The organism is Brachymonas moutaii (nom. illeg.) (assembly GCF_049977365.1).
Classification (GTDB): domain Bacteria; phylum Pseudomonadota; class Gammaproteobacteria; order Burkholderiales; family Burkholderiaceae_C; genus Brachymonas.
In genome coordinates, this window is record NZ_JBNGEN010000002.1 from 257,742 (window position 1) to 284,019 (window position 26,278).

25 protein-coding genes and 1 pseudogene are annotated in these 26,278 nt (G+C 65.6%); 7 read left to right on the forward strand and 19 right to left on the reverse strand.

What is annotated here, in order from left to right:
- Positions 1-168: 168 nt before the first annotated feature.
- Positions 169-753, reverse strand: a complete 585-nt coding sequence (locus ACP2WS_RS04860; protein WP_374492500.1) for a YceD family protein — start codon at positions 751-753, stop codon at positions 169-171.
- 40 nt (positions 754-793) lie between these two features.
- Here ACP2WS_RS04860 and ACP2WS_RS04865 point away from each other — a divergent pair, with 40 nt between their 5' ends.
- Together ACP2WS_RS04865 and ACP2WS_RS04870 are read left to right on the forward strand one after the other, a co-directional pair.
- Positions 794-1,420, forward strand: a complete 627-nt coding sequence (locus ACP2WS_RS04865; RefSeq protein ID WP_426459747.1) for a Maf family nucleotide pyrophosphatase — start codon at positions 794-796, stop codon at positions 1,418-1,420.
- Positions 1,417-2,196, forward strand: coding sequence for an SAM-dependent methyltransferase (locus tag ACP2WS_RS04870; protein ID WP_426459748.1), 780 nt, complete (start codon positions 1,417-1,419; stop codon positions 2,194-2,196). Before ACP2WS_RS04865 ends, ACP2WS_RS04870 begins: the two co-directional genes overlap by 4 nt.
- 438 nt (positions 2,197-2,634) lie before the next feature.
- Here ACP2WS_RS04870 and ACP2WS_RS04875 read toward each other — a convergent pair whose 3' ends face one another.
- A complete protein-coding gene (locus ACP2WS_RS04875; RefSeq protein WP_426459749.1) occupies positions 2,635-2,922 on the reverse strand; it encodes an H-NS histone family protein in 288 nt (95 codons plus the stop codon).
- A gap of 49 nt (positions 2,923-2,971) precedes the next feature.
- Positions 2,972-4,300 carry a hemolysin family protein gene (locus ACP2WS_RS04880; protein WP_374492508.1) on the reverse strand — a complete coding sequence of 443 codons (1,329 nt, stop codon included), beginning with the start codon at positions 4,298-4,300 and terminating at the stop codon, positions 2,972-2,974.
- A 32-nt stretch (positions 4,301-4,332) separates the two neighbouring features.
- Between ACP2WS_RS04880 and ACP2WS_RS04885 the strand changes: the two genes are divergently transcribed.
- Positions 4,333-5,154: a symmetrical bis(5'-nucleosyl)-tetraphosphatase gene (locus ACP2WS_RS04885; protein ID WP_426459750.1), complete on the forward strand. Its 822-nt coding sequence runs from the start codon at positions 4,333-4,335 to the stop codon at positions 5,152-5,154.
- An 83-nt stretch (positions 5,155-5,237) separates the two neighbouring features.
- Here ACP2WS_RS04885 and ACP2WS_RS04890 read toward each other — a convergent pair whose 3' ends face one another.
- The 3 genes from ACP2WS_RS04890 to dcd form a co-directional block, all read right to left on the reverse strand.
- Complete coding sequence (locus tag ACP2WS_RS04890) at positions 5,238-6,752, reverse strand: DEAD/DEAH box helicase (protein WP_426459751.1); 1,515 nt, start codon at positions 6,750-6,752, stop codon at positions 5,238-5,240.
- Between the two features lie 528 nt (positions 6,753-7,280).
- Entirely contained in the window at positions 7,281-8,138 is an 858-nt protein-coding gene (gene ypfJ, locus ACP2WS_RS04895; RefSeq protein WP_374492513.1) for a KPN_02809 family neutral zinc metallopeptidase, read from the reverse strand.
- A gap of 185 nt (positions 8,139-8,323) precedes the next feature.
- Positions 8,324-8,893 carry a dCTP deaminase gene (gene dcd / locus ACP2WS_RS04900; protein WP_374492515.1) on the reverse strand — a complete coding sequence of 190 codons (570 nt, stop codon included), beginning with the start codon at positions 8,891-8,893 and terminating at the stop codon, positions 8,324-8,326.
- A gap of 179 nt (positions 8,894-9,072) precedes the next feature.
- Between dcd and ACP2WS_RS04905 the strand changes: the two genes are divergently transcribed.
- Together ACP2WS_RS04905 and ACP2WS_RS04910 are read left to right on the forward strand one after the other, a co-directional pair.
- Positions 9,073-10,260, forward strand: a complete 1,188-nt coding sequence (locus ACP2WS_RS04905; RefSeq protein ID WP_426459752.1) for a hypothetical protein — start codon at positions 9,073-9,075, stop codon at positions 10,258-10,260.
- Positions 10,224-11,618, forward strand: a complete 1,395-nt coding sequence (locus tag ACP2WS_RS04910) for a PEP/pyruvate-binding domain-containing protein (RefSeq protein ID WP_426459781.1) — start codon at positions 10,224-10,226, stop codon at positions 11,616-11,618. Before ACP2WS_RS04905 ends, ACP2WS_RS04910 begins: the two co-directional genes overlap by 37 nt.
- On the opposite strand, the gene ACP2WS_RS04915 is transcribed toward ACP2WS_RS04910, so the two are convergent.
- From ACP2WS_RS04915 to ACP2WS_RS04940, 6 genes are all read right to left on the reverse strand, one after another.
- Positions 11,587-13,470: a nitric oxide reductase activation protein NorD gene (locus tag ACP2WS_RS04915; protein WP_426459753.1), complete on the reverse strand. Its 1,884-nt coding sequence runs from the start codon at positions 13,468-13,470 to the stop codon at positions 11,587-11,589. The genes ACP2WS_RS04910 and ACP2WS_RS04915 overlap by 32 nt on opposite strands.
- Positions 13,471-13,513: 43 nt before the next feature.
- A complete protein-coding gene (locus tag ACP2WS_RS04920; protein ID WP_374492520.1) occupies positions 13,514-14,287 on the reverse strand; it encodes a CbbQ/NirQ/NorQ/GpvN family protein in 774 nt (257 codons plus the stop codon).
- Between the two features lie 127 nt (positions 14,288-14,414).
- Complete coding sequence (locus ACP2WS_RS04925; RefSeq protein ID WP_426459754.1) at positions 14,415-14,678, reverse strand: cytochrome C oxidase subunit IV family protein; 264 nt, start codon at positions 14,676-14,678, stop codon at positions 14,415-14,417.
- Between the two features lie 97 nt (positions 14,679-14,775).
- The gene (locus tag ACP2WS_RS04930; RefSeq protein ID WP_426459755.1) at positions 14,776-15,429 is read right to left on the reverse strand and encodes a cytochrome c oxidase subunit 3; all 654 of its coding nucleotides are present in this window, start codon (positions 15,427-15,429) and stop codon (positions 14,776-14,778) included.
- A gap of 136 nt (positions 15,430-15,565) precedes the next feature.
- The gene (locus ACP2WS_RS04935; protein ID WP_426459756.1) at positions 15,566-17,020 is read right to left on the reverse strand and encodes a cbb3-type cytochrome c oxidase subunit I; all 1,455 of its coding nucleotides are present in this window, start codon (positions 17,018-17,020) and stop codon (positions 15,566-15,568) included.
- Positions 17,021-17,065: 45 nt separating this feature from the next.
- Positions 17,066-17,491 (reverse strand): c-type cytochrome, encoded by a 426-nt coding sequence (locus ACP2WS_RS04940; protein WP_426459757.1) that lies wholly within the window; start codon positions 17,489-17,491, stop codon positions 17,066-17,068.
- A gap of 201 nt (positions 17,492-17,692) precedes the next feature.
- Here ACP2WS_RS04940 and cobA point away from each other — a divergent pair, with 201 nt between their 5' ends.
- Complete coding sequence (gene cobA, locus ACP2WS_RS04945) at positions 17,693-18,523, forward strand: uroporphyrinogen-III C-methyltransferase (RefSeq protein WP_426459758.1); 831 nt, start codon at positions 17,693-17,695, stop codon at positions 18,521-18,523.
- 135 nt (positions 18,524-18,658) lie between these two features.
- On the forward strand, positions 18,659-19,540 hold the full coding sequence (locus ACP2WS_RS04950) for a DUF3553 domain-containing protein (RefSeq protein ID WP_426459759.1): 882 nt from the start codon (positions 18,659-18,661) through the stop codon (positions 19,538-19,540).
- A 155-nt stretch (positions 19,541-19,695) separates the two neighbouring features.
- Here the strand turns inward: ACP2WS_RS04950 and ACP2WS_RS04955 are convergent, their stop codons facing one another.
- From ACP2WS_RS04955 to ahbB (ACP2WS_RS04985), 7 genes and pseudogenes are all read right to left on the reverse strand, one after another.
- Positions 19,696-19,974 (reverse strand): sulfurtransferase TusA family protein, encoded by a 279-nt coding sequence (locus tag ACP2WS_RS04955; RefSeq protein WP_426459760.1) that lies wholly within the window; start codon positions 19,972-19,974, stop codon positions 19,696-19,698.
- A 60-nt stretch (positions 19,975-20,034) separates the two neighbouring features.
- Complete coding sequence (locus ACP2WS_RS04960) at positions 20,035-20,739, reverse strand: Crp/Fnr family transcriptional regulator (RefSeq protein ID WP_426459761.1); 705 nt, start codon at positions 20,737-20,739, stop codon at positions 20,035-20,037.
- A gap of 84 nt (positions 20,740-20,823) precedes the next feature.
- Positions 20,824-22,707: a cytochrome D1 domain-containing protein gene (locus tag ACP2WS_RS04965; RefSeq protein ID WP_426459762.1), complete on the reverse strand. Its 1,884-nt coding sequence runs from the start codon at positions 22,705-22,707 to the stop codon at positions 20,824-20,826.
- A complete protein-coding gene (gene nirJ / locus ACP2WS_RS04970) occupies positions 22,692-23,963 on the reverse strand; it encodes a heme d1 biosynthesis radical SAM protein NirJ (protein ID WP_426459764.1) in 1,272 nt (423 codons plus the stop codon). Before nirJ ends, ACP2WS_RS04965 begins: the two co-directional genes overlap by 16 nt.
- A gap of 145 nt (positions 23,964-24,108) precedes the next feature.
- Entirely contained in the window at positions 24,109-24,585 is a 477-nt protein-coding gene (gene ahbB / locus ACP2WS_RS04975; protein WP_426459783.1) for a siroheme decarboxylase subunit beta, read from the reverse strand.
- A gap of 129 nt (positions 24,586-24,714) precedes the next feature.
- Positions 24,715-25,209: pseudogene (locus tag ACP2WS_RS04980) on the reverse strand (Lrp/AsnC family transcriptional regulator); the annotation flags it as partial.
- Positions 25,193-26,278 carry a siroheme decarboxylase subunit beta gene (gene ahbB / locus ACP2WS_RS04985; RefSeq protein WP_374492544.1) on the reverse strand — a complete coding sequence of 362 codons (1,086 nt, stop codon included), beginning with the start codon at positions 26,276-26,278 and terminating at the stop codon, positions 25,193-25,195. The pseudogene ACP2WS_RS04980 and the gene ahbB (ACP2WS_RS04985), both read right to left, overlap by 17 nt.

Genomic DNA, 26,278 nt, shown 5'->3' on the forward strand with positions numbered 1-26,278 from the left:
AAGGGGTTGAAAAATGTCTTTACGGCAGCCCGACCTGCCAAAGAGCCGGACATGGCGCCAACCGCACCCATGTAAGGCACAGTCGAGAAGCTTGGGAGTATAACCCAACGCCTTGAGAAAACACAAGTTTTTTGATCGTCCAGCAGCCAGCACACGTCTGCAGGACGATCAATGCCGGCGCCGGAGCGACTCCAGGGCAGCAAAGGGATGCGCCTTGTCCTCGGATGCGGCGTCAAAGTCGGCCGTGCGTACTTCCATGGTCGGCGGCTGGGGGCAGACGTCGTGACGAGGAGACACCGGGAGCGCCATGAGGAGCTCGTCCTCGATCAGTTCGTCGAGATTGAAGTCCTTGCCGAGCACCAGCACATCGTCTTCGATCTCGTCATCGAGACGGGCGGCCTGTGCTTCGTCGGCCACGAAGCAGAAGTGCCGGTCGACCTCCAGCGGTAGTTCCATGGACTCCATGCAGCGCTGGCACTCGACCCTGATGTGCGCACGCGCCTTGAGGTGCACCCATGCCTGCAGCCCCGGAACGCTGGGCTGTCGTGCCATGCGCCCCGTAGCCTCCCAGACGACTTCGGCCGCATGGGCCCCTGACGGGTCCAGGTCTTCTGCGGCCAGTCGCGGGTAGTGCGACAATGGTTCTTTGCCTGCCAGCGAGGCACCCTCCTCGGCAAACGCCTGAATGTCCAGATGGCGAGCCACAAAGGCACGCGGCATCTTGCGCGGGCTGGGTGTGTTGCGTGATTCCATAGCTGGCAGTGTAAGAGATTCCTGCGCAGACACTCTCTCCATGCCCGACCTTTCCCCTTCTCTTCCTCGCCCTCTCATCCTGGCTTCCACCTCACGCTATCGGCGTGAGCTGCTCGAACGCCTGCGACTGCCCTTCACCGCGGTATCTCCCGAAGTCGACGAAACCCCTCACGCGGGCGAAGCTCCGCGCGATCTGGCACTGCGCCTGGCGCGAGCCAAGGCCCAGGCGGTGGCCATACGGCACCCCGAGGCCGTGGTGATCGGCTCCGACCAGGTGGCCGACCTGCACGGGGTCCCGCTCGGCAAGCCTCTGACCCATGACCGTGCCGTGCTCCAGCTCAGACAGATGCGGGGGGAGACGGTGGTGTTCCACACCGCTGTGGCAGTCGTCTGTCAGGGTCGCCAGTGGGCACAGTCCGATGTGGCCGAAATCCGCGTGCGGTTCCGGAATGAAGCCGGCGGCATGAGCGATGCCGAAATCGAGGCTTACCTGCAGGCAGAACGTCCCTATGACTGCGCAGGCAGTGCCAAGAGCGAAGGGCTGGGCATCTGCCTGCTCGAAGAAATCGTCAACGACGATCCGACTGCACTCATTGGGCTGCCGCTGATCCGCACGTGCCGCCTGCTGCGCGCGGCAGGCGTTCAGCTGCTGGGGACCCAGGCATGAAGGGGCGGCTCTTTCTGGCCCCTTCCCCGCTGGACTTCGGCTGTGCGCCCCCTCTGCCCGCCCTGACCAACGTGCTGCCGCTGGGCGCCATCGAGCAGATGGCACACATCCGCCACTGGATCTGCGAGAACGCCAAAACCACCCGCGCCCTGCTCAAGCGGATCGATGCCGTGCATTCGCTGTGTGCCCCCCTGCAGGAGCTGCATCTGACCGAGCTTCCTCGCGTCCTGCACAAGAAGGGTGACCATGCGCTCTCTCCCCACGATCCGGTGATGACAGAACTGCGCGAGCTGCTGGCCCCAGCCCTGGTGCATGGCGAGGACATGGCTCTCAACAGCGAGGCTGGCATGCCGGCCATTGCCGATCCGGGAGCGTCCATCGTGTCTGCGGCACACTCGGCCGGAATGGTCGTGATTCCGCTCACCGGCCCCTCGTCGCTGCTGCTGACGCTGGCCGCGAGTGGACTGAATGGGCAGAATTTTGCGTTTGTCGGATATTTGCCACAGGATGCGGCAGCCAAGACCCGCCGACTGCAGGAGCTGGAGCAGCTGGCCTTGAAGACGGGACAGACCCAGCTCTGGATCGAAACGCCCTACCGCAACCAAAGCATGCTGCAGACTGCACTTCAGGTGCTCAAGCCTTCGACCCGGCTGTGCGTGGCCCATGGGCTTACGCTGCCGCAGATGCATGTGATGAGCGCCCCGGTCGGGGAGCTGCGCCGCCAGTCTCCCTGCCTGCCGGATCGCATTCCTGCCGTATTCGCTCTGGGCCGGTAAAAACACGACGCGGCAGCCCCGCCGCGCTCGATATCTGCAGTCCATACCGCGCCGGAAATGTCTTGTGCATGCCGCAGAAATCTCTGGCCTCGGTGAAATGAACGCCCCGGGCCTCACAAGCGCACGTGAATCGACTGCATACCGGGCTGGGCGGACCCCTCCTTCAGAATGGAAAATGGGCACCACACAAGGGCACTGTCCTGCGGCTACCAGAGGGACTTCCCAATGGGCGAGCGATATAGGTGTTCATTTTCAGGACACTTTGGAGAAAGGTCTTTCTCTGACAGGGTTGCACCTCATTGCATTGCCCCACCCCATATGTAATGAAATGCTTTTTTTGTGAGATGGTGAAGTGCATGGCACGAAGCTCCCACTGGCAGGCATGAAAAAGCGCCCACAAGGGGCGCTTTTTGCTGAAACAGGCAATGGAAATGCGACTTACTGGATCAGGAAATCGTCGCGGTTCTTGCCCTGAATCCACTTGGGCGGCTTGCCACGGCCGGTCCAGGTTTCCCCGGTTTCGGGGTTGCTGTATTTGGGGGCCACTTTGCTGCCGGTGTGCACTGCCTTGCGACGGCCACCGAATACGTCGGCTTCGGTCAGCTCGAATTCGGCAATGAGGCTCTTGATCTTGGCGATGGCTTCTGCCGTTTGTTCCTGACGGGCCTGGCGGATCTGTGCATCCAGGGCCTCACGCTGCTGCAGCAGCTCTTGCAACGAGTTCATATTTGCTCCACGAACACCATAGAAAATAAACTATGCGGCCGATTGTATATCAGGATTCGGAAGATTCGTTTTGATCTTTTGGTAACCGGGATGCCAGTACCTTGTCGATGCGTTTTCCATCCATGTCGATAATCTCGAAACGCCAGCCCACACACTCTATTTTCTGCCCCAGCTGAGGCAGATCTCCGAGCACGAACATGAGCAGACCGGCGAGGGTGTTGTAATGGTCCCGGTCCTCGCTGGGCAATTCCTCGATATCGAGCCGCTTTTTCAATTCGTTGATGGGAATCAGGCCATCGAGCAGCCAGCTGCCATCTTCGCGTTCGAGCGCCCAGGCTTCCTGATAGGTTTCCGGCTTGAGTTCGCCGGTAATGGCTTCCAGCAGATCGCGGGGCGTCATGATGCCCTGCACTTCGCCATATTCGTCCACAATGAATATCAGGCGATTGGCCTGCATGCGGAATTGCTCAAGCAACTCCATGCCACTGAGGGTTTCTGGAATGAAGGTGGCTGGCTGTGCAATATCGGCCAGTGTCTCTGTCGAGCTGCTGCCCAGTCCCAGCATGCAGCCCACGCTCACGATGCCCTCGACCCGGTCGAGTGACCCCTTGCATACGGGATACCAGGAATGGATGTGTCCGTCAGGATCCTTCTGGAGCGCGTCGGAAAGGCGCGACAGGGCTTCTGCCACGGTGGAGTGCGCATCGAACCAGACCACATCGGCACGGGGAATCATCATGGACGACAGGATGCGGTCATCGAGCTGGAACACGTTCTGCACCATCTCGTGCTCGTGCTCCTCGATGAGGCCCGCATCGACGCCTTCCTCCAGGCTGGCGGCGATTTCTTCCTCAGTGACCTGGCGGGAGGCTGTGGTGTCGATGCGCAGCAGCCGAAGCACGCCCTGCGTCACGGCTGCCAGCAGGATGACGAAAGGCTTGGCCAGACGCGCCAGCAGGGCCATGGGACGCGCCACCCAGCTGGCCACCGCCTCGGGAAACAGCTGGCCGATGCGCTTGGGCACCAGCTCCCCGAAGATGATGGTGGTGAAGGTAATGATGGTCACCACCAGGGCGGTGGCCGTGACGCCGGCTGCCTTGCCGGCCACTCCCCACTGCTGGAGCCACGCGGCCACCACGGGACTGAAGGCGGCCTCCCCGAAGATGCCGTTGAGCACGCCGATGGACGTGATGCCCACCTGCACGGTCGAGAGGAAGTGGGTGGGATTGTCCATGAGCTGCATGGCCACCGAGGCTCCCTGGTTGCCCGCATGGGCCATGGCCTCGAGCCGGGCATGGCGGCTGGCCGCAAGAGCCATCTCGGACATGGCGAAAATGGCGTTGAGTATCGTCAGCAGGACGATGATGAGAAGTTCCATGAAGTCATCGGATAATGCGCAGCATGAGGGAAATGTACTGCATTGGGGATATCCAGGGCTGCGCCGAGGCATTCGACGATCTGCTCGACGTCCTGGGATTTTCTCCCAGCCGACATACGCTGTATGTGCTGGGAGATCTGGTCAATCGCGGCCCGGATTCGGCGGGCGTGCTGCGGACCATGATGCGCCACGAGGGCAGCATCCATTGTCTGCTGGGCAACCACGACATTCATCTGCTGGCAGTCTATTGCGGCGTGCGGCAAATGGGTCGGCGCGATACGCTCACCGATCTGTTGTGCGCACCCGACGCCGACCGGATGATCGAATGGCTGCGGCACCAGCCCCTGGCCCGGTGGTCCCGGGACTGCCTGATGGTCCACGCGGGCGTGCAGCCCGACTGGACAGTGCAGGACACCCTGGCGCATGCTGCCGAAATCAGTGGGGCCCTCTCGGGGCCGGACTGGAAGCGCTTTCTGGCCGGTGTCTTCGGAAACAGCCCTTCCCGCTGGAGCCCCTCGCTGACGGGTATGGACCGACTGCGCGTGATTCTCAACACCCTGACCCGCATCCGATTCCTGGAAGTGGATGGCTCCATGGACTTTGCCCACAACCGCGGTCTGGACGAGGCGCCGCCGGAACTGGTGCCGTGGTTTGCACATCCGCTGCGTCGCACGGCCGATGCCCTGGTGGCCTTTGGCCACTGGTCTGCCCTGGGCCTCGTGGTGCGTCACAACCTGCTCGCCCTCGACACGGGCTGTGTCTGGGGAGGACAGCTCACCGCAGCCAGCATCCTGCCCCGAGGTCGGGTCGGAGAGGTGGTGCAGGTGGACAGCCGCTCTCGCACTGCCCCCTGAAGACATCCACCTCGGCACCGACACCCTGCGACACCTGCCGCAGGGCTGATGGGGGCAGAGGCGGACGCCCTGCCCCCTGCAGCTCAGGAGGTCGACCGGGAGGAGGCGGAGGAAGTGCTGCCTGCGGCCGGATCCGACACGGGCGCGGAAGCGGGCTGAGGGGCCTTGAACAGGGCCGCCATGGGACGGCGGGGACGGATGTTGGCACTCAGGCTCGACCGCATGGGCTTGCGGGGCGCTGCGGCTTCCCATGTGGGAGCCTCTTCGCGCTTCTGGGGCTCGTAGGGCCGGTCAAAGAAGGCATCTGTCACCTTGGGAGCGCGGCGATAGCGGTCTCCCTGCGGATCACGGTCACGCCCGCGGTCGTCCTCGGAGCGCGCATGGCTGCTGCTGCGACGCGAGAACTCGCTGCGCCCCTCATGCCCTCGCTCCGGCAGGTGGCGATGCGAGGCCGACCGCGAGGCGAGTACCAGACTCTCGGGGTGGATGGCCTGGTGGGTGAGCTTGCCGATCTCGGCCACCAGGCGCGCGTCGGCATCTCCCACGAGGCTGATGGCCAGCCCCTCGGCACCGGCACGGCCCGTGCGGCCGATGCGGTGCACATAGTCTTCGGCGTTGAAGGGAATGTCGTAGTTGAAGACGGCGGGGACGTCCTTGATGTCCAGCCCGCGGGCTGCCACGTCGGTGCAGATGAGGTAGTCGACGTCCCCGGCCTTGAACGCATCGAGCGACTTGAGGCGCTCGTCCTGGCTCTTGTCCCCATGCAGGGCAGCCGTTCTGAAGCCGTCGCGCTCGAGTGCACGTGCGAGCCGCGAGCAGCCGAGCTTGCTGTTGGTGAACACAAAGGCCTGCCGCACGGCATTGTCGCGGATCAGCTGTTCGAGCGCCGCGCGCTTGTCGGCATCCTCGACCCGCACGAAGCGCTGGGTGACCGTGGAAGCCGTTTCGTTGGAGCGGGCCACCTCGATGGTGATGGGGTTGTGGAGATAGCTGGAGGCCAGTCGCTTGATCTCGGGCGAGAAGGTGGCCGAGAACAGCAGCGTGGTGCGCTGCTTGGGCAGATAGGCGAGGATGCGTTCGAGATCGGGCAGGAAGCCGATGTCGAGCATGCGGTCAGCCTCGTCGAGCACCACGTATTCCACCTGGTTGAGCACACAGTTGCGCGCCTCGATGTGGTCGAGCAGCCGTCCCGGCGTGGCCACCAGCACCTCGACGCCCGCCTTGAGCTCGGCGGTCTGAGGCTTCATGTCCATGCCACCGAACACCACCGCGCTGCGCAGGTGGGTGTACTGGGCGTACTGACGAATCTGCTGGGCCACCTGGTCGGCCAGCTCGCGCGTCGGCAGCAGCACCAGGGCCCGCACGGGATGGCGTGCCGGGGAGGCAGAATGGTTTTCGTGGCGCATGAGGCGCTGCAGCAGGGGCAGCGCGAAGGCAGCCGTCTTGCCGGTGCCGGTCTGCGCGGCGCCCATGACGTCCTGCCCGGCGAGCACGACGGGAATGGCCTGCGCCTGGATGGGGGTGGTTTGCGTATAGCCCATTCCGGCCACTGCGCGCTGCAGCGGCTCTGCCAGGGGCAGGTCTGAGAAATCTGTCATATCGACTGCCTGTTGAATATCGGTCGTGGCCGCTGCCTCATGCCGGTAGCCTGCATGCATGCAGGCACGCAAGTCCGAGAGAACGGTCTGTTCGGTGTATGCGCGGGAAAACTGCGCAGAAAATCATCTGTCCGCCCATGCCGGCCTGCAGCGCTGCATGCAGATGGAGAAAATGGCCATGGCGGAATCTGTGCAGGGAATTCCGGAAGTTGCCCACTCGGGCGCACCGCCGGTGCTGCATGGCGGCCATGGGCGCTGCCAGATCAGGGGGCGTGATCCGGTGCCATGCACCGGGATTTTCCGGCAGATAGGCCTGCCCGATTCCTTCGGGAATGACAGGAACGGAAAAACATATCGCGCCGGGCGAGATTTTGCATCTTTTTCAGGGAGGGTCAAGCACCCGGGCACCCCAGAGAAAAGAGAATGGGCGACAAGGGTACGGGTTTTGGACGGATTTTCGCCAGAATGGCGCCTCATTTTGTGGGGTGCCCCGGCCGATTCAGCAGGGCATGCCGTGCCCGGCATGCCTCACAGCGTCTGGGCATTGAATGTGTCGCAGGACTGCACCGTACCGCCCTTGAATCCGGTGGTGAACCAGCGCACACGCTGGGCGCTGGAACCATGGGTGAAGCTGTCGGGCACCACATACCCCTGGCTCTGTTTCTGCAGGGTGTCGTCCCCAATGCGGCCTGCGGCATTGACGGCGCTCTCGATATCGCCCTGCTCCAGAATATGCCGCGCCTGATCGGCGTGGTTGGCCCAGACACCTGCAAAGCAGTCGGCCTGCAGTTCGAGTCGCACGCTCAGGGCATTGGCCTGGCGCTCGCTGCCCCGGCTGCGGGCCGCATCGACCTGATCGGAAATGCCCATGAGGTTCTGCACATGGTGCCCGACTTCGTGCGCGATGACATAGGCCTCGGCGAATTCGCCCCCCGCTCCGAGCTGGTTCTTGAGGGTATTGAAGAAATCGAGGTCGAGGTAGACCTTCTGGTCCTGCGGGCAGTAGAACGGCCCCATGGCGGCCTGCCCCGTGCCGCATGCCGTGGGTGTGGAACCGGAATAGAGCACCAGCTTGGGCTTGACATAGGTACTGCCCGCCTGGCGGAAGATGTCGGTCCAGACGTCCTCGGTATCGGCAAGCACCGTGGACACGAATCGGGCCGTGGTGTCGTTGGCTGGAGGTGCCTTGGCCTGGGGCTGGCGCTGCACGACGGCCTGTCCCTGATTGAGCACGCCGATGGTGGTGAGCGGGTTGACCCCGAATACGGCCCAGCCGAGGATCGCAAGCACGATGGTGCCGATGCCCAGCCCCGTGCCCCCCACCAGGCCTCCGCCGCCCCGGCGGTCCTCGACGTTGTCGGATTCGCGATTGCCTTCCCATTTCATGGCGCATGTCCCCTGGCGTGCAAAGTGGAGCGAACCTCCCGGTCCGCAAGAACGCCACATGCCTGTCGGAGGGGACAGACAGCGGCACCGTGCGCCGCATTATCCGATGGATGGCCTGTGCCGGGACCGGCGCCGCGCCTGACGGGCCAGGGGAAATGTCACAGGGCGTGTCGCCCGGAAGTGCCTCAGGTCTTGGGCAGGGTGACGCCGACCTGGCCCTGGTACTTGCCGCCGCGGTCCTTGTAGCTGGTTTCGCAGATCTCGTCGCTCTCGAAGAACAGGACCTGGGCACAGCCCTCGCCGGCGTAGATCTTGGCCGGGAGCGGCGTGGTGTTGCTGAATTCGAGCGTCACGTAGCCTTCCCATTCCGGCTCGAAGGGGGTGACGTTGACGATGATGCCGCAGCGCGCGTAGGTGGACTTGCCGAGGCAGACGGTGAGCACGTTGCGCGGGATGCGGAAATACTCGACCGTGCGTGCGAGCGCAAAGCTGTTGGGAGGAATGATGCAGACATCGCTCTCGATGTCGACAAAGCTCTTCTCGTCAAAGTTCTTGGGGTCCACCACGGTGCTGTGGATGTTGGTGAAGACCTTGAATTCGGGGGCGCAGCGGATGTCGTAGCCATAGCTGCTGGTGCCGTAGCTCACGATCTTCTGGCCGTCGGGAGCGAACCGGACCTGCGAGGGCTCGAAGGGTTCGATCATGCCGTGTTGCTCGGCCATGCGCCGAATCCATTTGTCGCTCTTGATGCTCATAGCAGGTCTATGTGTGTCCGAGGTGGGCCTGGGGGGATTCTATCTCCGGGGCACTGTACTTCCTGTACTTCCTGAATCCCAGAAACCGAATCGCCATACAGGCGTCACATGCGCACCCTAGAGTCGGCGCATGGTCCGGCTCTGCCGGGTTCCGTGAATGACCGTGAAAGGAATGTGCCTTGCTCAAGGAAAAAGCCGTGGCCGCACTCGGCCAGAAGCGCCTGCTGCTGCCGGCCTGGATCACTGCCGCCCTGAAGGCCAATGACCGTCTCAAGCTGTATCTGTCGATGCTGCAGGCGGCCAGTGCCCAGGCCGATGCCCACCGCGACGAGGGAGGCGGCGAATGGCATGCGGCATGGGGTGCCGAGCTGCAGCGGGCAGGTCTGCAGGATGCCTCGTGGATTCAGGAGATGGTGCTCCATGCCTACCGCGACGAGGGGCAGCTCATGCTTGCCCACCAGGCGCGCATGATGCAGGCCCTGGCCACGGATGTGCAGACCATGGCGCGCCCGATCATCGAGGCGGCGGTGCCGGAGGCAGCGGGGCTGCAGGCCCGCGTGCACACCTGGCAGGAGACCCTGCAGAAGCTCGGGCATGCGGAAGGGCTCGACCCCGCTGCCCTGCAGGCGCTGACGCGCGGGGACCGCCATGCGGGTGACAGCCTGCACCTGCTGGTGATGGACATGCACCGCACGCTCAATGCGCTGGCCAGTCAGGTGGAGACGGAAAACCTCGACGGGGCGCATGTGTGGAACATCCTGCCGGAGGATCGGCCGCTGGTGCGCGCGTTCATGCGGGGGCTGGCGCGCACGGCGGCGCTGAAGTTCGGCCATCCGGGACTGGATACGGCCGTGACCCGTGACGGGGCGCGGCTGCTGATCCAGAACGACATCGGCACCAATGATGCCCATGTGCTGGTGATCGAGGTGGAGGAGCACGGCATCTCGCTCACCTACTCGGATCTGCATGCACCGCGCTTTGCCTTCTTTCGCCGGATGCTGGAGCAGGTGGGGTACGGCTGGGAGGTCGATGCCCCGGTGGCGACCACAGGCCTCAACGAGGGCAAGCCCTACACCGTGGGGCATGCCAGCCTGCAGGCCCAGGACAGCGCGGAGCTGGTGCGGGCGCTGGAGGCCACGGCCTCGCGCATCGTGTTCGTGATCGACTGGAACCGGGCCCGCAAGAAGCTGCAGGCTTTCGTGCCGCGCCGCGAGGCAGTGGCCCTGCTCGATCAGGCCGCCCGGCAGGAGTGGGGGCACATGGGCTGGCTGCCCTGGAGCAGCTGTGCGGGCAGGTGCTGGGAGATGCCCGCAACCCGCTGCTGGTGTCGGTGCGTTCAGGCGCTCCCGTGTCCATGCCGGGCATGATGGAGACGCTCCTCAATGTGGGGCTGTGCGATGCCACGCTGCCCGGTCTCCTGCGGCAGACCGGGCATCCGCGGCTGGTCTGGGATGCCTACCGCCGCCTGATCGCTACCTATGGCGAGGTGGTGGAGGGGCTGCCGCCGGAGCTGTTCGAGCGCGAGCTGCAGCAGGTCTGCGACGGCCGCGACGAGCGCATGCTGGACTTCGTCGAGCTGCGCGCACTGACCCGCCTGTTTCTGATGCGCTATGCCGATGCGGCGGGACAGTCGTTCCCGCAGGACCCGCATGAGCAGCTGCAGCGCGCGGTGGAAGCGGTGTTCCGCTCCTGGGATGCCGACAAGGCCCGCGCCTACCGGGCGCTCAACGCGATTCCGGACGATCTGGGCACGGCCGTGACGATCCAGCGCATGGTGTTTGGCAATGCCGGGGGCCGTTCGGGCGCAGGGGTAGGGTTCACGCGCCACCCGGGCACCGGCGAGGCCACGCCGTGGATCGACTTTCTGAGCAATGCCCAGGGCGAGGACGTGGTGTCGGGCCGCCGCAATGCCCACGGGCACGAAAGCATGGCACAGCTCGTGCCGCAGGCCTGGAGCCAGCTGCAGGGAGCCGCCCATACGCTCGAACACCTGATGGGCGACATGCAGGACTTCGAGTTCACAGTGGAGGATGGCCATTTCTTTCTGCTGCAGGCGCGCAACGGCAAGCGCACGCCGCTGGCAGCGGCCCGCATTGCACTGGATCTGCTCGACGAAGGGCTCATCACCCCCGCCGAGGCCCTGACGCGCACCAAGGCGCTCACGCCGCAGGATCTGGGCACCGTGTGCCTGGCCGGTGCCAACAGCACCCCTGCCCTGCCGCTGGCGGAAGCTGCCAGCGCCTGCCCTGGCGTGGCGAGCGGTGTCATCGCCCTGGATGCGGCCCACGCCACCGCGAGCGCCGCCACGGGAGCTCCCGTGGTGCTGGTGCGTCCGGGCGCAGAGACAGGCGATATTGCCGCGCTGGATGCCTCGACCGGGATGCTGACCGTCACCGGCGCGCGCACCTCCCATGCTGCCGTGGTGGCGCGCCAGCTCGGCAAGGTCTGCCTGGTGGGATGCACAGCCCTGCACATCGATCCCGAAGGGCGCAGCCTTCAGCTGGGAGACACGGTGTTCCACGAAGGCGACTGGCTCACGCTCGACGGCAACTGCGGCAAGGTCTATGCCGGCCGGCTTGATGCGGTGCTGGTCCCGGATGCGGCGCTGCAGGCCCGGCTCGCGGCCTTGCGGCAGGCGTCGGCGGACACCACAGCTACTACCACAGCCACCACCACGGCTCCGCAATCAGGGGCTACTGGGAAAGCGCCGCATACAGTCGCGTGAGCACCTGGGGCAGACGGGTGGCGTCGTGCACCACCACATAGTGGTGGGCTCCAAACAGGTGTGGCAGGTATTCGGCGGCCTCGCGGTCGATGGTGACGCAGAAGGGCACGAGGCCAGCCTCGCGCGCCTCGCGCACGGCCTCCCGGGTGTCCTCCACGCCATAGCGGCCCTCGTAGTGGTCGAGGTCGTTGGGCTTGCCGTCGGTGACGAGCAGAAGCAGGCGCTTGTGCGCGGGCTGCTCGCGCAGGATGCGGGTCGACTGGCGGATGGCCGCCCCCATGCGGGTGTAGTAGCCCGGCCGCAGCGCCGCAATGCGCCCGCGCGCAGCGGCATCGTAGGGTTCGCCAAAGTCCTTGAGCAGCAGGTAGCGCACCTCCTTGCGCTTGAGCGACGAAAAGCCGTACAGCCCGAAGCTGTCGCCCGACGCCTGCAGGGCCTCGGCAAAGAGCATGAGGCTGTCCCGGATCACGCTGATGACCGTGCTGGCATGCTCGCCACGGCCCACCCAGGCTTCGGTCGAGAGGGACACATCGGCCAGCAGCAGACAGGCCAGGCTGCGCTGGCTGCGCGGCATCTCCACATAGAGCCCCTCGCCGCTGTCGGCCTGCCCGGCACGCATGTCGGTGAAGAAGCGCACCACCCGGTCGAGATCCAGATCCTGCCCCTCGGACTGGGCAAAGCGGCGGCTGCGCTGCGGCGCGAGTGCCTGAAACTGCCTGCGCAGGCGCCGCGCCGTCTCGCGCAGCGGTTCGGGCAGGAGCACGGGACTGGCGTCGCGGGGGCGCATGGGCTTGAGCAGGCAGTGGCCGGGCACGAGGGTGCCGGTCTTGTAGTTCCATTCGGGCAGGGGCATGCCGGGACCGACCGGAATGTCGTCCGCCTCGGCACTGGGCAGGTCGAGGTCGAACTTGACGCGGGAGGCACGGCGGCGCGTGTCGCGCGTGACGACCAGATGGTCCATGTCCTCGGCGGCACGCAGGTCGCCCATGTCCTCGTCGTCCTCGTTGCGGTTCATGCGCAGATAGTTGTCCCACGTGAAGATCGACTCGGCCCGAAAGATGAGCAGCGGGCCGTTCTTGCGCTCGTCGGGGGTCACGCGCTGGGCACGGTAGCGGCGCTTGCGCGCCTCCTGGCTGTCCTGCTGATGTTCCTCGGCCTCGCGGTTCGCCGCCTCGTCCCCACCTCTGCCGGCCGGTGCCGCCTGGGCTGGAGGCGCCGGATGCATCCACAGCGGCACGGGCGTGATGCCCTGCAGCCGCGACTCCAGCCCCGCCACGGCCCGCGCTTCCGGCGCATGGCCCGGATCGCGCAGGGTGTCGCGCAGCATCTGCTCGATGGCCTGCTGGGCGGGCGGCAGGCTCGCCGGATCGCCACGCAGCGGCAGGTAGTCCCGCACCAGTCCCGCGTACAGCAAGGCCATGCCCGGCATGCGGTGCAGGCAGCGCAGGGTCGCCAGGCGGTTGGATTCCAGCCAGCCGGGCGGAGGCGTGCATTCCTGCATCAGCTGTGCGTGCTCGGCACTCAGGGCCAGCAGCCAGAGGTAGAGCTGCTGGTTGCGCGTGCGCTCGGGAAACAGGTCGATGCGCCCTGGCAGGTAGAGCGAGCGCTCGTCGCTCCAGGCCAGCTCCACGCTGGTGTTGGTGCCGGCCACGCGCTCCAGCCAGGTGCGGCGCCCTGCGTGCTCCGTGCCCACCGTGCTGCGCAGGTGCAGGCCGGGCTCGCCGCCCATGGCACGGAAGAACACGGGCGCGAGCCGCTCCATCTCCTCGAGCTGCACGGCCGCCGCCGGATACCCCCGGTAGGCCGCCTTGCGGATCAGCACATCCCACCAGCCGCCTACGGTGTCTTCCATGGCCTTGTCCTTGTGTGTGTCGGCCCTGCGCGGTCGTGCCGCCTCAGGCTGGGAACTGGGTGTCGACCACGGCCATCAGGGCGGCAATGGTCTCGGCCTCGTCAGACAGCGGCTCCACCACGGCCGCACGGCAGGCCAGGCGCGGCGCCATGCCTGCTGCCATGAGCTTGGCCGCATAGACCAGCAGCCGGGTACTCACCGCCTCGTCGAGGTCATAGCCGGTCAGGCGGCGGATGCTGGCAGCCAGGCCCACCAGCCGCTGCGCATGGGCAGTGTCGATGCCGCTTTCCTGCATGACGACGGGCACCTCAACCTCGGCCGAAGGAAAGTCGAAGGCCAGTGCCACAAAGCGCTGCCGCGTCGAGGGCTTGAGCGTCTTGAGCACATGCTGGTAGCCGGGGTTGTAGGACACCACCAGCATGAAGCCGGGCGGCGCCTGCAGCACTTCGCCCGTGCGCTCGATGGGCAGCATGCGGCGGTCATCGGTCAGCGGGTGCAGCACCACCGTGGTGTCCTTGCGGGCTTCGACCACCTCATCGAGGTAGCAGATGCCGCCCGCGCGCACAGCCTGCGTCAGCGGCCCGTCGCACCACACGGTGCTGCCAGAGGTGATGAGATGCCGGCCCACCAGATCGGCGGCCGTCAGGTCGTCATGGCAGCTCACCGTGAACAGCGGCACGCCCAGCCGGGCGGCCATGTGGGCCACAAAGCGCGTCTTGCCACAACCGGTCGGCCCCTTGATGAGCACGGGAAGCTGCTGCTGCCACGCCTGCGTGAACAGCTCGCACTCCTGCCCCGTGGGCTGGTAATAGGGCATTCCGGCAGGGGCTGCCCGGCTGGGCGCCCCGGACGGAACTTCGGGGGAAAGATGCAGACTCACCGACATGACATACCACGCTTGATTGCAGAACAGAGAAAAAACAGGAGCCCCGCGCCTCCACGGCCTACAGCGCCCACATGAGCCCCACGCACACCACGGTCAGCCAGCCGAGCACCACCCCACGCAACAGCCAGGGTGCCTCGCGCAGCTCCATGAAGTGGTCCGCGATCAGCCAGCCCTTGATCCAGGCAAAGCCCAGCGCCGCAGTGCCCACGCTCACCGGCAGATGCACCTTCCCGGTGGCGAACCAGGTCGACAGGCTCGTGAGCACGAGCAGCAGCACCGCCACCAGGGCGACGCTGCGAAAGGAGGTGTCGAGGGTCTTCATGCAGCCAGTATCGTGACCCGGGCCGGACATGGCATTGACCGCAGCCAAGACTCGGCGCCCTGCCCTTCCCCACTGCCGCGGCGCAGGACCGCGTGCCTCAACGCGCCACGTACACCAGCGCAAAGAGCACGATCCACACCAGATCGACCATGTGCCAGTAGGCGGTGCCCGATTCGATCCAGTTGAGCGAATCGTCGGTGAAAGTGCGCAGGGGACGCAGCTTGTGCCACACCAGCATCAGGATCACCAGCCCCAGCACCACGTGCAGGAAATGGAAGAACGTGAGAGAGAAGTAGAACAGCCAGAAGTCGTCGGTCGACATGCTCAGGCCCTGATGGAACTTGTCGACAAAGTCCATCGACTTGCTCACCAGAAACCCCATCGCCAGCCCGCTCGCCACCAGCAGCCCTCGCCGCGCACGCTGCACCATGCCGGCCTGCCCTGCACGGGCCACCCGCACGGCCCAGGCCGCTGCCGCACTGGCCAGAATCAGCAGGGCGGTATCCAGAAAGCCCTGCTCCAGCCCCACCCGCGCCTGATCTGCCGCGAACAGCGCCCGCTCGTCATGCCGGAACCAGGCATAGGCCGAAAAGAACAGCGCGAACACCAGCAGCTCGGCCAGAATGAAGGCCCACATGGCCACATCGCCCGGCACCCGCCGCTCGTCGGAGCGCACACACTCCCCGGTGCTGCGCGGGTCCCTGCCGTGGTCGTGCGGTGCCATCGACACCATGCGGTCTGCCGGTTCCATCTGTCCTGTCCTCCCTCATGCACACAGGCTGCCGGGGATATGGCATCCCGCGGCAGCCTGCGTGCGCATGTCTTGAAGAAGCCGGAACGGAAAGGCTCCCTGCCCTGCCCGTTCCGGCACCCCACTCACCCCAGACTCAGCGCACCGCCTTGCGGTTGCCGACGAAGAAGCTCGCCACATAGAGCAGCAGACCGGTGAAGAACACCAGACCCGCGCCCTCGCGCAGCCAGAAGAAGAACGAAATCTTCTCCTGCACCTGCATGAAGGGCATGGGGTTATCGCTGTAGCGCTGCAGCCAGGTCTGCAGAATGCCTGCCGCGGTCAGGAACAGGGTGATGAACACCATGGCCACGGTCATGAGCCAGAACGACCACATCTCGATCACCTGCGACTTGTTGCTGTTGGCCTCGCGCCCGTTGATGATGGGCATGGAGTAGGAGATCATGGTCAGCACCACCATGGCATAGGCGCCATAGAAGGCCATGTGCCCGTGGCTCGCGGTGATGTGGGTACCATGCGTCCAGTAGTTGACGAAGGACAGCGTGTGCAGGAAACCCCACACCCCGGCTCCCAGGAAGCCCATCACCGAACAGCCCAGCGCCCACAGCACGGCGGCCCGGTTGGGGTGTTCGCGGCGGCGCTTGTTGACCACGTTGAAGGCGGCCACGGTCATCATGAAGAAGGGAATCGGCTCCAGTGCGGAGAAGATCGAGCCCCACACCTTCCAGAAGGGCGGCATGCCGGTCCAGTAGTAGTGGTGGCCGGTTCCGATCAGGCCGGAGATCAGCGTCATGGCCACGATCAGGTAGAGCCACTTCTCGATCACTTCACGGTCCACGCCCGTGACCTTGACCAGCACAAAGGCCAGCATCGCGCCCATGATGAGCTCCCACACGCCCTCGACCCAGAGGTGCACGACCCACCACCAGTAGAACTTCTCGCGCGGCACGCTGTCCGGGTTGTAGAACGCGAACAGGAACATCAGCGCCAGCCCCCACAGACCGATCATCATCACCATGCTGATGGCCGTCTTGCGGCCCTTGAGCATGGTCATGCTCAGGTTGAACAGAAAGGCGAGCGCCACCACCACAATGCCCACCTTGGTGATGAGCGGCTGCTCGATGTAGCCCCGGCCCATGGTCGGCAGCAGGTCGTTGCCCGTCAGGCGCGCCAGCTCGGCATAGGGCACGGTCAGATAGCCCACGATGGTGAGCGCACCGGCCGCCAGGAAGATCCAGAACATGATCAGCGCAAGCCGGGGGCTGTAGAGCTCGTGCTCGCACTCCTCGGGGATCAGGTAGTAGCCCGCCCCCATGAAGCCGAACAGCAGCCACACGATGAGCAGGTTGGTGTGCACCATGCGGGCCACGTTGAACGGAATGTACGGGAACAGGAAGTCGCCGATCACGTACTGCAGGCCAATCGTGAGGCCGAAGCAGATCTGCCCCACGAACAGGGCAATGGCGGCGATGAAATAGGGCTTGGCCACCGCTTGCGACGCATAGCGCAGCTTGGCCGGCTCCGGTGCCAGATCGGCCGGCGCCACGGGCGCCAGCCCCTCTGCATCCACCGGCAGGGCAATGTGAGTCATGAAATTCTCCTTGGAATGTGAACGTTGCGGTGCATGCGGGGGCAATCAGCCTTCCTTGTTCGGCGGCCAGTTGTTGGTGCGGATGCCCGAGGTGTACTTGAAGAACGCCACGAGATCGTCGAGCTGCTGGTCTGTGAAGTGGAAGTTGGGCATCTGGCGGCGGCCCGGCGCATGCGTGGGCTGTGCCTTGATCCAGACCTTGATGAAATCCGGGCCGCGGCGCGTGTAGACATTGCCCAGCTCCGGCGCGAAATACGCCCCTTCACCCAGCAGGGTGTGGCAGCCGGCGCAGTCGTTCACCTCCCAGAGCTTCTTGCCCCGGATGGCCTGCGCGGTGAGGTTTTCGTGGTTGTCGTACTTGGGAAAATCCTGTTCCGTCTGGAACGTGAGCGCCAGAAAGAGCAGGATGAAGAACAATGAACCGCCGTAGAAAATATTACGGGCGGTCGACTTGGTAAAACTTGCTGCCATGTCGCCATCCTTTGATGAGTAATGAGGAAACAAACCGGGTGTAACTGTATGTTTGGCCCGGGCAGTCCGGCATTGACGGCAGTCAACCAAAAAAAGCCGCCGCAATTTGTACACTGTCACCCTCGGAAACCCCCACATGCCCCGCGTTCCCCGCAAGGCTCCGGGAATGCCCTCCTCTCGACCCATCCTGTGACCTGCCCGATGACCTCCGTTCCGCACGCCCACGCACCCTCCGTCCCCTCTGCGGCACAGCCCCCTGCCGTGCCGGCCGTCTCGCTCGTGGGAGCCGGCCCCGGCGATCCGGAGCTGCTCACGCTGCGCGCGCTGCGCCGCATCGAGACGGCCGACGTGGTGCTGTACGACCTGCTGGTCTCGCAGGCCATCCTCGACCTGATTCCGCCCCGCGCCGAACGCATCTGCGTGGGCAAGCGCGCCAGCCGCCACACCCTGCCGCAGGAGGACACCAACCGGCTGATCGTGCAGAAGGCCCAGGACGGGCTGCGGGTGGTGCGCCTCAAGGGGGGCGACCCCTTCATGTTCGGCCGTGGGGGCGAGGAAATGCAGGAACTGGCCCGCGCGGGCATCGCCTGCGAAGTCGTGCCCGGCATCACGGCCGCCATGGGCGCTGCCGCCTGCACCGGCATTCCGCTCACCCACCGCGACCACACACAGATGGTGAGCTTCGTCACCGGCCACCGCAAACAGGACAGCTCCACGCTCGACTGGGTGGAACACCTCGATCCGGCCTCGACCCTGGTGGTCTACATGGGGCTGGGCGAATCCCCCCGCATCGTGCAGGACCTGATGGCCCACGGCTTCTCCGGCGACACGCCGCTCGCCGTGGTGGCCAGCGCCACCCTGCCACAGCAGCAGGTGGGGCTCGCCACGCTCGCCACCCTGGAAGCCATGCTGGCCAAGAGCACCCTGACCTCCCCCGCGCTGCTCATCATCGGCAGCGTGGTCACCCTGCACACCACGCTGTACCCCCTCATCCGCCAGGCCCGGGCCCAGCTGGACCTGCCGACGGCGTAAGCGCAAAGCCACTTTCCTGCAGTACGCTGAGTTCTGAAAGCTCGTTCCTTGGAGTACCTCGGCCGAGTCATCGGAATTGGCGATCCTAAATCAGTCGCCCAACGTTGCGGCTCAAGATGTTTGGAGAAATAAACCATGCAAAAAGGGAAAAAGGGCAGCAGGGTACGGCACGCCACCAAAACCGAGTGGGGTGTTGGTCAACTGCTTGAAGATGCCAACAGCCAAGACTTTCATATCTTTTTTGAAGGGGCAGGAGAGAAGCACTTGGACCCCACCGCAGCAGACAAGCTAATCTGGGTGAGCGGAGCAGAAGCAGAAAGTGCACTGCTAGATAACATGCATCTACCAGCGGACGGCCAATCCTACCCAATATGCACCATCGCCGAAGCCAAGGAGAGGTTGTTGGAAATTTATCCGGGGGGGCTTCATGGTCAAAAGATGAAGGACCATGAACGGGACTACAAGGACCGATTGTCTGCACTGGCTCGCCAATGGTATTCGCCTGACTGCTTGCGGTCTGCGCTGACCGAGGGTCGCTATACCGACGTGGTGCAACTGGCTTATCAGTTGGTCAAATGCAGCGAAAATAACCTGCCCGCTTCCTTTGAGAAGATGGCCTTTGCCAATGCCGTCAAAAAACACTCAAGACCGAAGGCATTCGCGGAAGCCTTTTGTGCATGGGTGTTGCCAGAACGACCGAGTCAAGCCGCATTTGATGCCTTTGCCAAAGAGCTGAATCACATGGGGTGCGCCAAATGGCCGCTGCTGACAATCTACCGGTTTTTGCTACACCCCGAGGTAGACGTACTAATCAAGCCGACCAATCTAGCAAATGCAGCCAAAGTAGCCCGGTTTGAAATCAACTACCGGCCAAAGCTCAATTGGCTGACGTACAGCACCGTGATGGCGTTCTATGGGTACGTGAAGCAACAGATCGCCGATCTGCAGCCGAAGGACATGATCGATGTACAGAACTTCATCTGGTGCATCGACCCCAATTACGGAGGCATGGTCTGATGCGCGCCTTCACGCAGGGGGAAGTTCTGCCACGGACCAGCAAAGGTGCCATCAATTGATGCCGCGCTGAGATGCGCCCTCCTCGACCACGCCCGCCCCCCACTCAAACGGAACAGCGGTCCCAGGGCGACACTGCGGGCAAAAACAGAAGAGCGTCAGTCCTGCCCGCCGCCTGGCATGATGAGCATCAGCACGCCTCGGTAGTCAGGGGCAGGTTCGGCGCGAAAGGCCAGGCCCATGGCTTCGATGCGGGTGACGAGTGGCTCGGGAAAGCGCGGCAGCAGAAAGGCCCAGTACCCGCAGGCCGGCAGGGGAGCGTCGAGCGCGTCCATGACGGCCACCATGGGTTCCGGGGGCGGCAAGTCCCGCAGATCCACTGCCTCCACTGTCTGTTCGTCGTCGATGCCGTGCGTGGGCTGCGTGGGGGTAGTCATGGGAAATGCCTTTCTCTGTCTGGATGGGAGGGGAAAACGGCTGCGCCGGAAGGCTGGGGCTTATCCCCGGCCCCGTGCGCTGGTCTGCGCGAACATGAGCATGCCCGAAGGATTGCTCACGGTGATGTCCTTGCCGTCGACCGACAGGAAGCCTGCATCCATGAGCTGGTGCAGCACGCGCGAGAAGGTCTCGGGGGCGAGGCTGAGGCGCGAGGCGATGAGGTTCTTGTTGACGGGCAGCGTCACGGTGAAGTGCTCGGCCTGCGGGTCGTTGGTGAGTTCGAGCAGGTAGCCCGCCACGCGCTGGAGCGGGTTCTCGATGGAATAGCGTTCCACGTCCTGCACGAAGGTGTGCAGCCGCAGCGACAGCCCCCCGAGCAGATGCCGTGCAAAGGCCGGGTCCTGCTCGATGGCGTCGGAGATGACTTTCTCGCTCACGTGCAGCACCATGCTGTCTTCGAGCAGCTGCGCGCTCAGAGGGTAGGGGCGGCGCAGGAACATGACGGCTTCGCCGAAGCTCTGGCCCGCATGGACGATCTCGATGACTTTCTCGCTGCCCTGCGCGGAGGTGACAAAGAGCTTGCAGCGCCCGAACACCATCACGTACATGCCGTCGCAGGCGTCGCCGCGACGGAACAGGTCGGTGCCCTTCTCGGCACGGATTTCGCGCACGCCCAGCATGAGGCGCGCGATCTGGGAATCGTCGAGCTCCTGGAACAGGGGCTGATGACGGACGAGCTGACGGATATCTATTTCTTTTCTCATGACCTGCACACGGGGAAACGGGGGCACACACCACAGGGTGCCGCGCCGGGAGCCAGCCAGCCCCCTTCCCTGGCCTGCACAGGGTCAGTGGCTGGTTCCTTCAGAGCGCGTCACTTTGTTGAACACATTGTATTTACCAATGGGCTTGGACATGGGGAGACTTTTGACCTCCCGCAAGGTGCGCGCATCGACCACGACCAGCTCGCCGGGATTTTCCATGATGCTCACCAGGGCATAGCGGCCGTCGCGGGTGAATTCGACGTGCGCATTGGTCTTGCCGGGGCGCAGCCGGAGCTCGCGCACCACCTGCAGCGTGCGCTTGTCGATGATGGAGAGGGTGTCCCGCGCCGTGGGCGACATCATGGAGTCGGCCCACATGTAGGGGGTGTCCTCATGGCTGCGCAGGAAGAAGCCGGGGCCCGGCAGGGGAATGTCCTTCACCACCTTCCAGGTACCCATGTCGATGACGGTCACGCTCGATGTCTGGAGATTGGTCGAGGCCATGTACAGATGCCCGTCGTGCCGGAACGTGATGCCCGAGCCCAGGTGCGGCATGCCCCGGAGCGGCAGATCGGCCACCTTGGCCCCGGAAAGCAGCGAGATGACCTCCCCCTTGCCGGCACGCGAGGCGCCCATGACGTAGCGGTAGTCGGGATCGAAGTAGAAGTCGTCGAGCACCACGTCGAGCGGGATCACCCGGGGTTCGAGGTAGGCCGGCGTGGGCATGGCTTCCTTGAGGCGGTAGTCATGCACCAGCCCCTTGTAGAGCGGCTCGGCGTGCGGATCGCAGGAGATTTCCCACAGCTCGGGCGCGTCCTTGAGCGCCACCACAAAGCTCTTGCGGGGAGCCGCGTCGTACACGGCCGACACCCGCGAGGGATGGCCCTGCCGGTCCACCACCGGATAGGTCCGCACGGGCGCGAGGCCGTGGGCGTCGAGCAGGACCAGCGTGTTGGGCAGCGTGTTGCCGGCCATGACCCACTTGCCGTCGTCCGAGACGGCCACGTTGCGGGTGTTGATGCCCACGCGGATCTCGGCCACTTTCTGCAGGCGGTACAGGTCGTACTGGCTCACCCACCCGTCGCGGCTGCCGAAGTACACGAAGCGGCCATCGGGGCTGAACTTGGGCCCCCCGTGCAGGGCATAGTGCGAGGCAAAGCGCGTGAGGGGAGTGAAGGTGTCGCCGTCCAGAATGCTGACATGGTGGTCCCCAGCTTCCACGACCACGAACAGGTTGCGCGGATCGGCCCGGAACACGGGCGCCACGGGCCCGTAGTCGGGCTGCACAAAGGTGTGGTGCGAAGCCTGCATGTCGGCCTCGGTCCAGCGGGGCGCCTGCTCGGGAGCCTGCTGCAGCCAGCGGGCGATGCCCCGGATCTGGGCCTCGGTCAGCGTGCGTCCGTAGGCCTGCATCTGGGTGGCCGGACGCCCGTCGCGGATGGTCTGCACGATGGTGCCATGGCGCAGCCGCTCCAGGCTCTCGGGCAGCAGGGCAGGCCCCATGGCACCCATGCGCGTGGCCCCGTGGCAGCTCGCGCAATGCTGGGCATACAGGGCGGCGGCCTCGCGGGCGGGTACCCCGGGGGCCTCGGCGCCAGCGGCTGCCCCGGTCCCTGACTCTGGCGCAGGCGCGGAGGCGGCACGGTGGCGGGAGGATGCTGTGGTGGCGGCATGGGCCACAGGCGCACCCTGCACGGCAGCGGCAGAAGCCGGCTGGTGGGCCCGCATCATCCATTCCAGCGGACCGGCATCGCGCTGGGCCACGGCAGTGCCGGAGGCTGACGGCATGGCTGCGGCAGCCGACTGCTCGGCGGCACTCGCCCCCGCCGCTCCAGCGGCTGCCAGCCCGGTCAGGATACAGAGGGCAAGGCTGCCCATGCCGGCACGCAGGACGCTGCCCTGCCGGGACACGACAGACAGGCGCCGCACAGGTCGGGAAAACAGGGAAGGCTTCAGGAATGGGCGCATGGCGCGGTCTCCAGTTCGTCGTCAGGGGCGGACGTGATGGGTATGCTGCGCAGGCGGCGCGCCAGCGCATGATCGGGCACGGCGTAGCTGCCGGGCTCGACGCCGATCTCGGCATCGCTCAGGTAGCAGGCCGGATCGGCCGCCCAGTAGTCGCCCGTCAGCTCCCAGGCACGGACCCGGGTGTTGCCGTTGCACAGCGGCAGCCAGGAACAGGCCGCGCACCGCCCCTGCACGGGACGGGGCAACTGCTTGAGCCCGGCCATGAGCGGGTGCGTGGTGTCGGCCCAGATGGCACCGAAGCTGCGTTCGCGCACATTGCCGAGCCGCACCTTCCACCACATGGTGTCGGGGTGCACATGGCCCCGGTTGTCGATGTTGGCCACGTTGACGCCGCTGCTGTTGCCTCCCCAGCGCAGGAGCAGGCGCTCCATGCGGGCCAGCGCTTCCTGCCGCTCGGGGTGGTGGCGCCGCGCCCACTGCAGCAGGTACACGCCGTCGGCATCGTTGTTGCCGGTGACGAACTCGCGGGCACGCCCCTGCCGGATGCTGCGCACGCAGGCCTCGACGAGCAGATCCATCGCCCAACGGGTGCGCTGGTGGTAGGCGTCGGTCTCGCGGTTGGCGTTGCCCCGGCCGGCGTAGTTGAGGTGGCTGAAGTAGAACTTGTCGAGGTTCTCGTCCTCCATGAGCTGCAGCAGCGCGGGCAGGTCATGGGCGTTGCCCTCGGTCATGGTGAAGCGGATGCCGACCTTGAGCCCCCGCTCCACGCACAGGCGGATGCCCTGCAGCGACTGCGCGTAGCTGCCCTCCACGCCCCGGAAGGCGTCGTGCGTGGCCCCGATGCCATCGAGACTCACCCCGATGTAGTCGAACCCCACGGCGGCAATGGCGTCGATGGTGCGCGCATCGATCAGGGTGCCGTTGCTCGACAGGCCCACGTACATGCCCAGGCTCTTGGCCCGGCGTGCGATCTCGAAGATGTCCGGTCGCATGAGCGGCTCGCCGCCCGACAGAATCAGCACCCGCACCCCGCTCGCATGCAGGTCATCCAGGACGCGGAACACCTCGGTGGTGTCGAGCTCGCCGGCAAACTGCTTGTTGGCGGCGCTGGCATAGCAATGCTGGCACAGCAGGTTGCACTGCCGGATCAGGTTCCAGATCACCACCGGCCCGCTTCCCGGGCCACGCGCGGAACGCTCCGGCGCCATCGGCTGATCGGCCAGCAGGGCCTTGAGATAGGTGGTCATGCGCAGCATGGGCAACTCCAGGGAATCGGAAACTTTCGGCTGCCTAGTACACCACAGCCCACGGGGACCCTCCTTGCCTCCGATCAACCGCACTCAAGATGCCCCTGCCGACAGAAGGGTTGAGCCTGCACTGCCTGGCCCGTGCCTGCCCGCTTCACACGCGCAGGCCGGTCTTCTTGAGAATGGCGGTGGAGAACAGCGCATCGTGCGCACGGCAGGCCGGGCCGAGCAGGGCCCGAATCTGCTCCACCTGCTCGAGCACGGCCTCGCGGCTGGCGCCGTGGCACATGGCAAAAAGGCTGTACGGCCACAGCGGAAGATGCCGGGGGCGGCGGTAGCAGTGGGTCACGAAGTCCAGCGCCCCCACGCGCGGCCCAAGGGATTCGATCTGGGCATCCTCCACGTCAAACACGGCCATGGCGTTGTGCCGGTAGCCGATGGCGTAGTGGTTGGGCACCACTCCGATGCGCCGAATGACGCCGGCGGCCAGCAGCCGCCCCAGCTCCGCACGCACCTGGGTCTCATCCCAGCCCGCCCCCAGGGCCTCGGCCACGGCGGCGTAAGGCTCGGGCACGAGCGGCAGGCCGGCCTGCGTGGCACGCACCAGCGCCTGCACACGGGCGTCCTGCAGCGGTGCGACCCCACCCGCCTTTCCTGCCGAAGCTGCTGCTGCCGGGTGGGCATGCACAGGGGGCGCTGCGCGGCCGACGGGCTGGTGCCCGCCCACCGTGAAGCGCATGCCCACGAAATATTCCTGCAGCTTGGGAAAGACGTGTACCTCCAGCCCCGTGGCGGCCTCGATGCGCGCCACCGCCGCCTGCATGGCAGCCGGCGACTCGGTGGCCAGCACGAACCACATGTTCAGGGCATGGTCGCGGCGGTAGTTGTGTGCCACGGCCTCCAGGGCGTTGACCTGGCGCGTCACGGCCTCGTAGCGGTCCTCGGGCACGGCCAGCGCCGCCAGCACGAAGCGCCCGCCCAGCCGCTCGATCTGGTAGAGCGGGCCGAAGCGCGTCAGCACCCGGCGCGCCAGCAGCTGCTGCAGGCGGGTGCGCAGGGCAGCCCCATCGAGCCCGAGCGTCCGTCCGGCTTCGTCATAGGGCGATGCACACAGGGGAAAGCCTTCCTGCAGGCCATTGACAAGGGCCACGTCCACGGCATCGAGCGCCAGAGACGCGTCACTGCCGTGGGAAAAGGAGGATGCAGAAGCAGCTGTCATGGCAGACGGGAGAAAGACATCATGAAGGCGCGCCATCCGGCTGCCGGGGCTCCGGGTGCCAGGAGGACGACACGGGCAACGGCGCACGCTGTGCCTCAGGGGCCGCCTGCCAGCCGTACATGGCTCCGGTCTGCTTGAAGCGGCGCCGCGAAAACAGGCAGGCATGCGGATAGCCGGCCAGTCCGGCCGCTCCCGCAAGGCGGGTGACCTGGGCACGCACCGCCTCGCGGTCCTTGCCATGCACCATGCAGAACAGGTTGTAGGGCCAGGCCTCGCCGCGCGGGGGGCGCCCGTAGCACAGGTTGACGCCGGGCTGCGCCGCGAGCCGCTCACCCAGCGCGTCCCGCGCATCGGGCGGCACCTGCCACACGCACATGGCATTGGCGGTGTAGCCGAGTTCGTGGTGCCGCACGATGCAGCCGAATCGGCGCAGCACGCCGGTGGTCTGCCAGTGCCGCAGCTGGGCCAGCACGCCGGCCTCGGTCCAGCCCAGCCGGTGCGCCCAGTCGGCATACGGGTGTTCCACCAGCGCAAGCCCTTGCCCCAGCAGCGTCATGAGGCGGCGCTGGTCGGTGGACAGCGCCCCGCGCGGCTGCGGACGGATGCGGTGGGGAGCCCGGCTGCCGTCCTGCAGCGAAAAGCCCAGATCGATGTGGTATTCGGCTTCGAGCGGAAAGTCATGCACCGGCACCCCCAGCTCCTCGCCAATGGTGTCGAGCACTTCCCGCAGGCGCGCCGCATGGTCGGCAGCCGCCACGAACCACAGATTGAACGCATGCTCGCGCTCGTAGTTGTGGTTGACCTCGGGGTGCCGGTTCACGATGGCGGCCGCACGGGCGATGTCCTCCGGCGGCACCGCCACGGCAGCCAGCGTGCTCGCTCCCACCGTATTGGGCGCAAACACGCCCCCTATGCGCCCCAGCACCCGGTGGGTCTGTGCCTCGTGCAGGTCGTGCAGGAGCGCCTCCACCTCGTAGCCGTGGTGCCGCGCCAGTACGGCAAACGGTTCCGGTACGCACGGAAAGTCGCGCTGCCAGGCATCCATCACCGAGACGATGCGCGGATGCTGCCATGTGGCCGGTGCAGGGCCTGCGCCGAGTTCCAT

Excerpts from the sequence above, each read along its gene's own strand:
- ACP2WS_RS04920 (WP_374492520.1), bottom strand. The coding sequence starts at position 14,287 with ATGCCCTATTACCAGCCCACGGGGCAGGAGTGCGAGCTGTTCACGCAG.
- ACP2WS_RS04860 (WP_374492500.1), bottom strand. The coding sequence starts at position 753 with ATGGAATCACGCAACACACCCAGCCCGCGCAAGATGCCGCGTGCCTTT.
- ACP2WS_RS04885 (WP_426459750.1), top strand. The coding sequence starts at position 4,333 with ATGTACTGCATTGGGGATATCCAGGGCTGCGCCGAGGCATTCGACGAT.
- ACP2WS_RS04880 (WP_374492508.1), bottom strand. The coding sequence starts at position 4,300 with ATGGAACTTCTCATCATCGTCCTGCTGACGATACTCAACGCCATTTTC.
- ACP2WS_RS04870 (WP_426459748.1), top strand. The coding sequence starts at position 1,417 with ATGAAGGGGCGGCTCTTTCTGGCCCCTTCCCCGCTGGACTTCGGCTGT.
- ACP2WS_RS04935 (WP_426459756.1), bottom strand. The coding sequence starts at position 17,020 with ATGACTCACATTGCCCTGCCGGTGGATGCAGAGGGGCTGGCGCCCGTG.
- ACP2WS_RS04890 (WP_426459751.1), bottom strand. The coding sequence starts at position 6,752 with ATGACAGATTTCTCAGACCTGCCCCTGGCAGAGCCGCTGCAGCGCGCA.
- ACP2WS_RS04925 (WP_426459754.1), bottom strand. The coding sequence starts at position 14,678 with ATGAAGACCCTCGACACCTCCTTTCGCAGCGTCGCCCTGGTGGCGGTG.
- ACP2WS_RS04865 (WP_426459747.1), top strand. The coding sequence starts at position 794 with ATGCCCGACCTTTCCCCTTCTCTTCCTCGCCCTCTCATCCTGGCTTCC.
- ACP2WS_RS04930 (WP_426459755.1), bottom strand. The coding sequence starts at position 15,429 with ATGGAACCGGCAGACCGCATGGTGTCGATGGCACCGCACGACCACGGC.
- ACP2WS_RS04940 (WP_426459757.1), bottom strand. The coding sequence starts at position 17,491 with ATGGCAGCAAGTTTTACCAAGTCGACCGCCCGTAATATTTTCTACGGC.
- ypfJ (WP_374492513.1), bottom strand. The coding sequence starts at position 8,138 with ATGAAATGGGAAGGCAATCGCGAATCCGACAACGTCGAGGACCGCCGG.
- ACP2WS_RS04950 (WP_426459759.1), top strand. The coding sequence starts at position 18,659 with ATGCAAAAAGGGAAAAAGGGCAGCAGGGTACGGCACGCCACCAAAACC.
- ACP2WS_RS04915 (WP_426459753.1), bottom strand. The coding sequence starts at position 13,470 with ATGGAAGACACCGTAGGCGGCTGGTGGGATGTGCTGATCCGCAAGGCG.
- ACP2WS_RS04965 (WP_426459762.1), bottom strand. The coding sequence starts at position 22,707 with ATGCGCCCATTCCTGAAGCCTTCCCTGTTTTCCCGACCTGTGCGGCGC.
- ACP2WS_RS04960 (WP_426459761.1), bottom strand. The coding sequence starts at position 20,739 with ATGAGAAAAGAAATAGATATCCGTCAGCTCGTCCGTCATCAGCCCCTG.
- dcd (WP_374492515.1), bottom strand. The coding sequence starts at position 8,893 with ATGAGCATCAAGAGCGACAAATGGATTCGGCGCATGGCCGAGCAACAC.
- ACP2WS_RS04875 (WP_426459749.1), bottom strand. The coding sequence starts at position 2,922 with ATGAACTCGTTGCAAGAGCTGCTGCAGCAGCGTGAGGCCCTGGATGCA.
- nirJ (WP_426459764.1), bottom strand. The coding sequence starts at position 23,963 with ATGCTGCGCATGACCACCTATCTCAAGGCCCTGCTGGCCGATCAGCCG.
- ACP2WS_RS04955 (WP_426459760.1), bottom strand. The coding sequence starts at position 19,974 with ATGACTACCCCCACGCAGCCCACGCACGGCATCGACGACGAACAGACA.
- cobA (WP_426459758.1), top strand. The coding sequence starts at position 17,693 with ATGACCTCCGTTCCGCACGCCCACGCACCCTCCGTCCCCTCTGCGGCA.
- ahbB (WP_374492544.1), bottom strand. The coding sequence starts at position 26,278 with ATGGAACTCGGCGCAGGCCCTGCACCGGCCACATGGCAGCATCCGCGC.